This is a genomic window from Solibacillus faecavium, from assembly GCF_014836905.1.
GTDB lineage: Bacteria > Bacillota > Bacilli > Bacillales_A > Planococcaceae > Solibacillus > Solibacillus faecavium.
Genome location: NZ_JACSPZ010000006.1, coordinates 193,710 through 205,683, shown reverse-complemented (window position 1 = coordinate 205,683; position 11,974 = coordinate 193,710). Strand labels below are relative to the sequence as shown.

The 11,974-nt window shown below is 31.6% G+C and carries 9 protein-coding genes; all 9 read right to left on the bottom strand.

Features of this window, described 5'->3' with window-relative positions; genetic code table 11:
* Positions 1 to 250: 250 nt before the first annotated feature.
* The 9 genes from H9635_RS13640 to galE all read right to left on the bottom strand — a co-directional run bounded on the left by H9635_RS13640 (position 251) and on the right by galE (position 11,912).
* Positions 251 to 1,948, bottom strand: a complete 1,698-nt coding sequence (locus H9635_RS13640) for a phospho-sugar mutase (protein ID WP_191700856.1) — start codon at positions 1,946 to 1,948, stop codon at positions 251 to 253.
* Positions 1,949 to 3,223, bottom strand: a complete 1,275-nt coding sequence (locus H9635_RS13635; RefSeq protein ID WP_191700855.1) for a glucose-6-phosphate isomerase — start codon at positions 3,221 to 3,223, stop codon at positions 1,949 to 1,951.
* Positions 3,224 to 3,400: 177 nt separating this feature from the next.
* Entirely contained in the window at positions 3,401 to 4,912 is a 1,512-nt protein-coding gene (locus tag H9635_RS13630) for an MATE family efflux transporter (protein ID WP_191700854.1), read from the bottom strand.
* Between the two features lie 2 nt (positions 4,913 to 4,914).
* A complete protein-coding gene (locus tag H9635_RS13625; RefSeq protein WP_191700853.1) occupies positions 4,915 to 6,171 on the bottom strand; it encodes a glycosyltransferase family protein in 1,257 nt (418 codons plus the stop codon).
* 78 nt (positions 6,172 to 6,249) lie between these two features.
* Positions 6,250 to 7,398, bottom strand: a complete 1,149-nt coding sequence (wecB, locus tag H9635_RS13620; RefSeq protein WP_191700852.1) for a non-hydrolyzing UDP-N-acetylglucosamine 2-epimerase — start codon at positions 7,396 to 7,398, stop codon at positions 6,250 to 6,252.
* A 23-nt stretch (positions 7,399 to 7,421) separates the two neighbouring features.
* On the bottom strand, positions 7,422 to 8,276 hold the full coding sequence (locus tag H9635_RS13615) for an SDR family oxidoreductase (RefSeq protein WP_191700851.1): 855 nt from the start codon (positions 8,274 to 8,276) through the stop codon (positions 7,422 to 7,424).
* Complete coding sequence (locus H9635_RS13610) at positions 8,277 to 9,299, bottom strand: polysaccharide biosynthesis protein (protein WP_191700850.1); 1,023 nt, start codon at positions 9,297 to 9,299, stop codon at positions 8,277 to 8,279.
* Positions 9,300 to 9,529: 230 nt separating this feature from the next.
* Positions 9,530 to 10,861: a sugar transferase gene (locus H9635_RS13605; protein ID WP_191700849.1), complete on the bottom strand. Its 1,332-nt coding sequence runs from the start codon at positions 10,859 to 10,861 to the stop codon at positions 9,530 to 9,532.
* Between the two features lie 52 nt (positions 10,862 to 10,913).
* Entirely contained in the window at positions 10,914 to 11,912 is a 999-nt protein-coding gene (galE, locus tag H9635_RS13600; RefSeq protein WP_191700848.1) for a UDP-glucose 4-epimerase GalE, read from the bottom strand.
* Between the last annotated feature and the right edge of the window lie 62 nt (positions 11,913 to 11,974).

The following is an 11,974-nucleotide window of genomic DNA, read 5'->3' as shown; positions in this document are numbered from 1 at the left end:
CAGCAAAAGATTTTTAACGAATAAAAAGTGTTCATCCTTAATGAGCAAAAAATGTTCAATTTGGGTTGACGGTTACATCTATTTACACTTAAATATTATTTTTAAATAATAGTAAATTCATATCAGCTGAAAATAATAGTGCAGGAAATTTGAAGTTTTCGCATATTTTTTATAGTCAGTATTTATTAATTTAAGAAATGAGAAAAAGGCGTAGCTTAATAAAAAGCTACGCCTTTATATTTATCATCAGTTATTCTAAAATGCTTTCTTTTAGTAACGCTAGGATGTGATTTGCTCGCTCTGCTGTTTCTCTAACTACTCCAAAATAAAACTTACATTTCGGTTCTGTTCCGGAAGGGCGAATGGCAATCCACGAATTGTCCTCTAGAACAAACTTCAACACATTTTCCTTAGGCAAGTCAATTGGTTCTGTAATGCCATCCTGTAATGTTGCAATTCCTGTTAAGTAATCCTCAACACGAACAACAGTTACTCCAGCAATTTCTTTAGGCATTTTTAAACGGAAATTATTTAAAATTGACTTCATCTGCTCTTGACCGTCTTTGCCTTCGAATACTTTAGATACCAGCGCTTCCTTATAGTAGCCAAACTGCTCATACAGTTCTTCTAATGCATCAAGCAATGTTTTTTCTTGTGTCGAATAATACGCAGCCATTTCTGCAACTTTTAAAGCTACTTGGACTGCATCTTTATCACGAGCAAATGACTCAATTAAATAACCGTAGCTTTCCTCATAACCGAATAAATATGTATGCGCTTTTGTCATTTCAAATTCCGCAATTTTTTCTGCGATATACTTAAACCCAGTTAACGTATTGACTGTTTTAACATCATAATGAGCAGCAATCGCTGTACCTAGCTCTGATGTAACAATTGTTTTTAACATTGCTCCATCAGTTGGAAGTGTACCTTTCTCTTGCTTTGTTTGCAAAATATAATTTAATAAAAGTGCACCAAGCTGATTGCCTGTAAGGAGCTCGTATGAATCATCTTTACGTACCGCTACCCCTAAACGATCAGCATCCGGATCAGTTGCCAATAATAGGTCCGCTCCTATTTGGTTACCTAGCTCGATTGCCATTGAGAAGGCAGCCGCTTCTTCCGGATTGGGATACATAACAGTTGGAAAAGAGCCGTCCTGTACAGCTTGCTCCTCAACAACATGTACTTCATTAAACCCGAATTGCTTTAAACCTTCTACTACCGGAACAAGTCCTGCTCCATGTAAAGGTGTATATACCAGTTTCATATTATAATCAATCGCATTATTATTTTTTAAAGTTAATAAGTTGTTCATGAACTTTTCATCAAGATCTTCCAAGATCCAATTAAACAAACCTTTTTGCTCAAGCTCTGTAACCTCTGCAACTTTAATAGTAAAAATATCTTCAATTTGGTCCATATGCTCAATAATTGCATTTGCTCCAGTCGGTACTAGCTGCGCCCCGTCCTCACCGTAAACTTTGAAGCCATTATATTGCTTTGGGTTATGACTAGCCGTAATAACAACACCTGCAAAAGTATTTAATTCACGTACTGTATAAGATAACTGTGGTGTTGGACGCGCCTCTTTATAAACATATGAAGTAATTTTATGTGCTCCTAATACACGAGCTGTCTCCACCGCAAATTCATATGAAAAATTACGTGTGTCGTAAGCAATCGCAACACCACGCTTTTTCGCTTTTTCACCATTTGAAGAAATATAACGGGACAAACCCTCCGCAACTCGGCGGATTGTATAGATGTTCATACGGTTTGTACCTGCACCGAGAATACCACGCATCCCTCCTGTCCCAAAAGACACGTACTGATAGAATCCTTCTTCAATTGCTTTATCATCTGTCATAAATTGTGATAATTCATCGGCCAAATAAATGGGTAGTTGTTGTTGTTGCCAATACTTATATAGTTCTAGACTCATCATTTATTTCTCCTTTAAAAGCTCTAGCATTTTACGTTTATATGCTTCTACACCTGGTTGATCAAATGGATTTACTTCTAATAAACATGCACTCATGGCACAAGCTTTCATGAAGAAATAAATCAGATAACCCAAATGATATTCATCAAGTTTTGGAAGTTCTAATTGAATAACTGGAACGCCGCCTTCTGCATGGGCAAGTGCAGTACCTTGTTTGGAAATTGCATTTATCTCATTAAAAGTACGATGAGATAAATAATTTAAACCATCTTCATTACGTTCATCGAATGGTACTTGCAGGTCGCCTTTAATTTCATGGAAATGCAATAAAGTTTCAAACATAATCGGGCTTCCCTCTTGAATAAATTGACCGATTGAGTGTAAATCCGTTGAAAAATTAACTGTTGAAGGATATAAGCCTTTCTTTGCCTTCCCTTCACTTTCACCAAATAGTTGTTTCCACCATTCATGGAATTTATTTAAGCCAGGCTCAAATGAAGCGAGCAGTTCAATCGAATAACCTTGCTCATATAACATATGACGCATCACAGCATATTTATATGCGTCGTTATTAGCTAAATCCGATTCAGAAAGTTCTTCTGCTGCTTGCTTAGCACCAGCCATTAACGCGCGTATATCTACCCCTGCCACTGCCACAGGTAATAACCCCACAGGTGTTAATACAGAATAGCGACCTCCAATATTTGAAGGAATAACAAATTGACGGTATTCTGCTTTATCAGCTATACCTTTTAAAACACCTTTTTCCGCATCCGTTGTTACGATAATACGTTCTTTTGCTTTATTCCCATAGCGTTCTTCCATATAAAGACGCATTACTCGAAAAGCAAGAGCAGGTTCCATTGTGCCCCCAGATTTTGAAATAACGTTAACATAAACTTGCTTTTTGTCTAAATATGATAAAAGTTCCTTGATGTAAGCACCGCTCATGTTAAGGCCAACATATACAACTTCAATCCCATGTTCCGCTAAACCAAAGTACGGCTTCAGTGCTTCTTGAATTGCACGTGCACCTAAAAAGGATCCCCCTACACCCACTACAACTAGTACATTTGCGCAAGCACGGATTTCTGAGGCTACATGCTCAATTTCCATTAATAGCTCATTATGGTTATATAGAGGCGAATCCATCCAACCTATAAATTCAAATTGAGGAAATACTTTATGAATATACTGAACTTTATTTTTATAATTTAAAATGTCAATTTCATTCAATGAGCAATTTAATAACGTAGTTTTTACTATTTCATTTAGCATAATTCATCTCCAATTTTGGTATATATAGATAATTTTATTATGACATAGTATTTTAAAAAAAAACAACTAAGAAAGTTTCAAGTGGGATTCTTTAATACTATTAGACTTACTAATTACTATAGGTAGGGGAGTTTACCTACTTACCTTTGAACTAAATCAATTACTTAATTTTAAATACTATTTTTTCAATTTTAATTTATTGAGCACCAGACCATTTAATATGTTTAAATATTTTTTAAATACAATAAAATTTACAATATAAATAGTAAGACTATTAATAACCACCAATATAAAAGATGTCACTAAAAATTCAATATATCCATTGATGGATATATATGTACTTAATATTTTTACAAGCATACCTGCTATAAATAGATTTAAAAAAATCATAATATAAATTGTAAATAAATTAGTTTTAAAGATAACTTTATGGGCATATTTGATTTCTAAATAACCTAAAATAAGATTACAAATAATTAAAGCAAACATAATACCATATAATCCGTATATTAAAGAAAATCCAACCATCCCTACAACTAAAACGACCGTAGAAATGTTTTGTATTCTTTTATTTTCTTTAAACGCCCCAGTTACTTGCATCATTATTCCACTTGGTATATGAACAATTTCTAAATAAGTTATTATACTTAACAACATTGCTAATCTATAGTCTAAATAATTTACATCAGTTACACCATTTGTATAAATCTCTACAAAAGGAATAATAACCAGCATACATGTAATCAATATAATTGATATAAACATTATCACCAATAACTGGTAAGACATGAATTTCTCGCGAGTGTTATCTATCAATTCATCATCCGCTAACAGCTGGCCAAAAGCATTAAAAGGTGCATTAACAACTGCATAAGCAAGCGACTTCAAAACTGTAAAAATCATATTATAAACGCTATATACACTTGTCATTAACGTTCCGAATATAAATGATATATATAGAATAGGAGACGTACTATATATTAGGGTAGTTATTTTTAAACTTATAACTGATGGCATATCTTTTAAAAACTCATAGTTTTTTTGCTTACTGTCAAATTTAAATTCCTTATACCTTTTTCTTGAAATTATATATATAAATACACTACGCAATATTAAAAAGAACATTATCCAAAATCGAACCACTTCGATGCTACTCTCTAAATAAATGAATAATATAGCCACTAACTGCCCTATGATATTCATTGATACCGAAATAAGAGAAAATATATATTCGCTTTGAGAAACATCATATATAGGCTTGTATTTTAAAGAAAAAAACAAGTAAATTGAAGTTGGTAAAAATGCTAAAATAAATAAAATAAAAATTGTTTGGATATTAACAGATGTCTCCAATAAACCAGGCAAAATTAAAGCAATTATAAATGCCAGCATCGAAAAAACAATTGCAATGACTTCAAATGCCTTTTTCCCAACAGTTAAAATAGCATTCATAGCATTTGAGTCATTGTTCATATAGGGTTTGTAAAGCCTGGAATTAATCGCCACACCTATACCAGCTTCTAATATTAAAATAATAGCAATAATTTGAGTAATTAAGGCATTCAAACCGTTAATATCTGAACCATAATATACTATTGTAAGTCTTGTTAACCACAAACCTAGTAAAGCTGTTACAGGAACAGACAGTATGTTTACAATTAAATTAAGAAATGTTTTTTTTGATCTCATAATTATCCTTCAAGAACATCTATAATTTTATTTGCTACATATTGAGGAGTATATTCAGAATACATATATATTATTTCATCTATATTATTAGTTTTACCTTCATTTTCTCTAATGAATTCCAGTAATGTTAATGATAATTCCTCTTGTCCTTGACGTTGATCAAGTGAAATTGAAAGACTATAATTCTTTAAGATATCTACACATAAATCTTTATCTATTGAATAGAAATTTATAATTGGTTTACAAGTTGAAATATATTCTACAATTTTACTAGGCGCTTGAGTTGCTATAGCATTACTTAAATTCAATAAGAAATTGGATTTTTTTATCAATTCGTTCACTTTATCTTTAGATTGTTTTCCATATAAAAAAATATTATTTGGCCATTCTTTTTGATATTTAAATGTAATATTCTCACATCCAATACCCAAAATATGTAATCTAATTTTAGAATTCTTTTGAAAAACCTTGGAGAAAATCTTTAACATTGTTGATGGATTTCTAATATCATCATAAAACATACCCGCATATAAGATATCAACATAACCTTCTTCGTCTCTATTATTAGCTTTAGATATAAGTGGTACCAAATTAGGCATATTAATAGCTGTTATCTTTTCTTTGTACTTATTCAGCTCAGAATTTAAAACTGTTTTATACATTTCTTTCGTTACAAAAATATGTTTAGCTTGTTTATACCAGGTTAATTCTTCTTCTAAATTTTGTTTTACAGCCTTAATATTCAAAAGATTATGTGTAGGGTTATAAGCAAATAAATCAAACTCAATTATATACAACGGGATATCATATTTCTCAGATAATTGGACACCTGTTCGAACATTTTCAAACGGACCTCCTATCGCCAAAATAAAATCAAATTTTGATGGCACAATTAATTTTTCTATATATTCCAAAGCATTTCTTGACCAAGCAATTGGATAGATCAGTCCTTTTTTCTTAGCATTAAAATAGAAAGGAATATAAGGTACTTTAGTTATTTTACCCCACAATTCTTGATTTTGAGCTCTTTTTTCTAAAAAACGATTTCTTTTTGTTACAGGTAAATCATGTTTCGAGTATATTCTGTAAATCTCTACACCATTTTTTTTCTCATAATCTAAAAATTCACCTGCTAAATTATAACTTACAACAGTTATTTCATAATTGTCCTTTAACTTATTAATAATATTCTCCAAACAAGTAATACTTCCATTTGACATAGGATAATATTCTTTTGAAATAATTAAACCTTTTTTCATCATCCACACCTCGATCTTTAACTTAAAATACAATAATAAACAGGCATTTTCTAAGTAACAATGCCTGTTTGAAACAAATTATTTAAACGATAGTGTTCCTTTATTTTTCTTCCAAACATTAGATTTCACATAATCTGTATAACTCAAGATAATTCTTAATACTTTCTCCCCAACATTCGGCATTGAGTAATCACTTACTAAACGCAATGTATCCGACTCTTGTATTTCTAATATCGCTAATCCTTGCATAATACGTTCTACACCTAGTCCTACCATCATAACAGCTGCTTCTTCCATCGCTTCAGGACGTTCATGTGCTTCACGAATGTTTAAGGCTCGGAATCCTAAAATAGATGATTCTTCACTAATCGTTCCACTATCACTTAATACTGCTTTTGCTTTCAGTTGTAGCTTGTTATAATCATTAAAGCCTAATGGTTTTAATGTTTGCACTAGTGGATTAAAAACGATACCTTTTTTTTCAATCATTTTACGTGTACGTGGATGCGTACTAATAATGACTGGGTAGCCAAACTTTTCAGCAATCGTATTTAATGATTCAACTAAATTTAAGAGGTTTCGCTCAGAGCTAATATTTTCTTCACGGTGCGCTGACACTAGGAAATACTCCCCTTCCTCTAATTGAAGGCGAGTTAATACATCTGAATTTTCAATATCAACTTTACGTGAATTTAATACTTCGAACATTGGGCTACCTGTTTTTATAATTCGGTCTCCTGGTAAACCTTCTCGGAGCAAACTTTCACGTGCAATATCACTATATACTAAATTAATATCAGCTATATGATCGATAATTTTCCGATTAATTTCTTCTGGAACACGTTGATCATATGAACGATTGCCTGCTTCCATATGGAAAATCGGGATTTTTCTACGTTTGGCTGCAATTGCACATAAACAACTGTTTGTGTCCCCTAAAATTAAAAAAGCATCAGGGTTAACTTCCTCTAATAAAGGATCAATTTTTATAAGAATATTCCCCACCGTATCCATAGCTGTTCCAGTAGCAGCATTTAAAAAGTAATCTGGTTTTTTCAACTCAAAATCATTAAAAAAAACTTCGTTCAACTCAAAGTCATAATTTTGTCCAGTATGTACTAATATATGTTCTATTGCTTCCGATGCCTCTAATTTATGAATTACTGCTGATAATCTTATTATCTCAGGTCGTGTCCCTACTACAGTCATAACTTTCAATTTCTTCAAAAGACCACTCTTTTCTGATAAATTTATTTAAAATAATGCGGATATAATTCCCTATGGGTTAAAATCCACTCCTTCATTTCAATAACCATTACCTCATAGGAAGGTACTACAAAAGAAAAGTCATCTCTAGTATTTATTAGTGATTTGTCTAAAACTAAAGATTTATCTTCTATAATATTAAGTTTATTTCCCGACATTTTTTCATTGAATAATTTTAATAATTCATATTTAGTTATCTTTTCATTATTAACTAGGTTGTACAAACCCGTTAAATCTTCTTTCAATGCTTGCTCCATTGCTTTAGCCAATGTTAGAGTTGTTACCCCTGTCCAAATAGCTTTTTTAAAACCATTTATTGTTCCCGATTGTTTCATAAACCAATTAAACAGACCTATTCCATCTTTATTGATATCCGGTCCGATAATCGAGCTTCTAAATGTCAAATCCTTGCAATTTTCTATTTCACCAAGTGCTTTCGATCTATCATAGAATGTTTCACCATCCTTAAAAGAATGCTCAGAATAATTACCATCTCTACCGGAAAACACACAATCTGTGCTCATGTGAATAACTCTAGTTTTTAATTTTTGAGTTATATCACTTAAAAAATGTGGTAAGTAACTATTTATTAAAACTGCATCTCCTTTATTATTTTCTGCATCTTGGTTTAAAATCCCCACCGCATTAATTATTGCGTTAAATCCACCATTGACTACTACGCGCTCTAACTCTTTCAAATCCTTTACATTTCCAACGATATTTTCACAGTAACTAATTTTTTTTCTTGTGAATACTGTTACATCATAACCTACTTCTTTAAAATAAAGAGAGATAATATGACCAGCCATACCAGAGCCCCCTAATACTAAAATTCGCATTTAGTTATTCTCCCAATCCTTCAATTCATTTTTTATAAAATCTAATTGCAATAATTTTTCTTTAATTTGCTCTATATTTAAACGCTCTGTATTATGAGAATTATAATCCTCTACTTTATTTATCTCCTTAATTCCTTCAACAAAATATTTATCGTAGTTCAAATCACGCTTATCTGCCGGAACTCTATAAAAGTTAGCTAAATCTTCTGCATGCACGTATTCTTCTTTAGTTAATAGTGTTTCATATAATTTTTCACCATGACGTGTACCAATAATTTTTATTTCATTGTCAGCTTTAAATAGTTCCTTAATAGCGATAGCTAAATCATGGATTGTAGAGGCAGGTGATTTTTGAACCAAAATGTCCCCTGCTTCAGCATTTAGAAATGCAAACACAACTAATTCTACTGCTTCTTCTAAACTCATTAAAAATCTAGTCATATTTGGATCTGTGATTGTTAAAGGTTTACCTGCTTTAATCTGCTCTACAAATAATGGAATTACCGAGCCACGAGAAGCCATTACATTACCATAACGTGTACCACAAATTAAAGTTCTACTAGGATTTACCGTACGCGATTTTGCAACAAATACTTTTTCCATCATCGCTTTTGAAATACCCATAGCATTAATTGGATAAGCCGCCTTATCTGTAGACAAACAAATTACTTTCTTAATACCTGCTTCGATTGCCGCTGTAACAACGTTGTCTGTCCCCATTACATTTGTTTTAACTGCTTCCATTGGGAAAAATTCACATGAAGGTACTTGCTTCAATGCAGCTGCATGAAATATATAATCTACATCGTAAATTGCATTTTTTACACTATTAATGTCTCGAACATCACCAATATAAAATTTCAATTTATCATTATTATATTTTTTACGCATATCATCTTGTTTTTTCTCATCTCGAGAGAAAATTCGTATCTCTTTAACATCAGTATTTAAAAAACGTTTCATTACAGCATTACCGAAAGATCCTGTGCCGCCTGTTATTAATAATATTTTATCTTTAAACATATATTAATTTCTCCTAACTACCTTATAATAAACGTAACCAACCAAAATCAAGCTTACTATGATATGCTATTTAAAATGCATCCTTGAGATATTTTACAATCTTATTCATATTGATTTAAGTTAATTTAAATATTGAATAAAATAAAAATCATATGTTACCTTTTCTACAAAGAAAACCAACTTGGTGACCCTAGTTGGTAAATCTTTGTTTGATATAATTTTTATAACAATTAATACTTCTCTTTTCTGCCTTCCGATTTTGTTTTATCCATCAAAACAATTACTGTTCTAAATTGAATAATAATATCTAAAACAAACGAATAATTTCTAATATAGAATAAATCGAACCTTAATTTATCTTCCACACTAGTAGTATACTTACCCATAATTTGAGCATATCCGGTAATACCAGGTTTTACAGTACTACGATACGTATATGAGCTATGCTCTTGCTCAAATTGTTTAATAAAAAATTCTCGCTCAGGACGTGGACCTACGACCGACATATCACCTTTTAATACGTTTAAAAATTGTGGCAATTCATCAATTCGTGTCTTTCTAATAAAATGACCGAACTTAGTAATTCGTGGATCATTTTGTCCAGCCAATACTGGTCCTGTCAATATTTCAGCGCCTTCAACCATCGATCTAAACTTATAAATCATAAACTCTTTGTTATTTTGACCTAATCGTTCTTGTTTATAAAAAATTCTCCCTTTAGGCTCTTTAATTTTCATTATAACCATAATCACTACAAAAAAAGGACTTAATATGATTAAAGCTAATAATGATACAATAATATCATAGGCTCTTTTAATGAGTTTCTGAGATACTGTTAAGCCGAATGGATTAACTCCCATTACCATGGTATCATCTATCGTTGTAATAATCGATTGCGATAATAATAAATCATAAAAATCAGGTATGACATATACGATCTTCCCATTTTTAATGGCTTCATAAATAATTTGGGATTTTAATTCATTAGAAATTTTAGCCCCAATGACAACATAGTCTACTTTACAAATATTTTTAAATATTTGCTCCAAACTATCATTCATATTTACATGGTTTATGGTTGCTCTTTTGCCGAATTGAAAATCCATTTGGTCTGCAATTTTTAAATATTCGACATCCTCACCAATAAAAAGAACTAAATTTCCCTTTTTGGAGACAAATGAATAAATGAGTAATTTCCAAAAAACCAGTAATATATTACCAATTATGTATGCGATAAATATAACTGAACGCGGTAAAGCAAACTCTCGTAATAAGAATGAAGCAGCCATCGTCAAAAACAGCATTAATGTTGTAGCGACGAAAAGATTACGTATAATATCCCATTTACTTTTCCGATCTATTGAATAAAGCTCGTACATTAAAATAAAAAACAATGAAATTAATAAAATCCACGGTGTTAAAGCTATAAATGCATCCCAGTTTAATTGGTCAATTTTTTCAAACCTAAAATGGAACGATAACACATACGCTAAAAAAATTAAAAATAAATCAACTAAAATTATTAAAAACTTCTGCGTACGGGTACTGTTTATTTCACCCAAAATAATACCTCCAACATGCTTTAATCATTTAGCTTCTATTATACGCTCTGTACTAGTAGAATTGTAGTGATTTTTCAAAACGCCACGCATCTGCACACATTTCTTCTAATGTGCGTTTCGCAATCCAGTTTAATTCTACTCTAGCTTTTGTAGCATCTGCATAACATGTAGCAATATCTCCCGAACGACGTGAAGTAATTTTATAAGGAATCTTTATATTATTTACTGTTTCAAAAGTTTGAATAAGCTGCAGCACACTTGTACCACTACCTGTTCCTAAATTATATATATGTGTACCAGGTGTTAATCCTTCTAGAGCAGCAACATGTCCTTCAGCAAGGTCCATTACGTGTATATAATCTCTAACACCCGTCCCATCGATAGTCGGATAGTCATTACCAAAGACGTTTAGAAATTCTTTATTTCCCTTACCTACCTGCGTAATATATGGCATTATATTATTCGGTGTTCCAATTGACACTTCTCCAATAAGACCACTTGTGTGCGCACCTATAGGATTAAAATAGCGCAATAGTGCTATTTCAAAACAATTGTTACTTGCATGTAAGTCTTTTAAAATTCTTTCGCACATCGCCTTCGTTTCCCCGTAAGGATTAGTTGTCGGTAAAAGATTCATTGTTTCAACTAACGGTGATTTATTATTGCCATATACTGTTGCAGAAGAGCTAAATACAATCTTTTTCACACCAAAGTTTTTACAGCAATTCACTAAGCTAATTGTACTTAATAAATTGTTATAATAATACATTAATGGTTGTTCTACAGACTGGCCCACTGCTTTGTAACCCGCAAAATGAATAACACCATCGAATTGATATCTTGAAAATAACGTTTCTAACATTGGGTTGTCAGTTACATCAATTTGATAAAAAGGAATTTCCTTATTTGTAAGTTCTTGCAATACATAGAGCACTTCTTTTTTACTATTACTCAAATTATCTACAATTACAACTGAATGCCCTTCTTCAATTAAAGAAACCACTGTATGAGAACCGATAAAGCCTAGTCCACCTGTTACTAATATTTTCATCAAACCACCCCTGTTAATATTTATTCTTAGAACAGCTATATAGTTATATACTAATATATAAT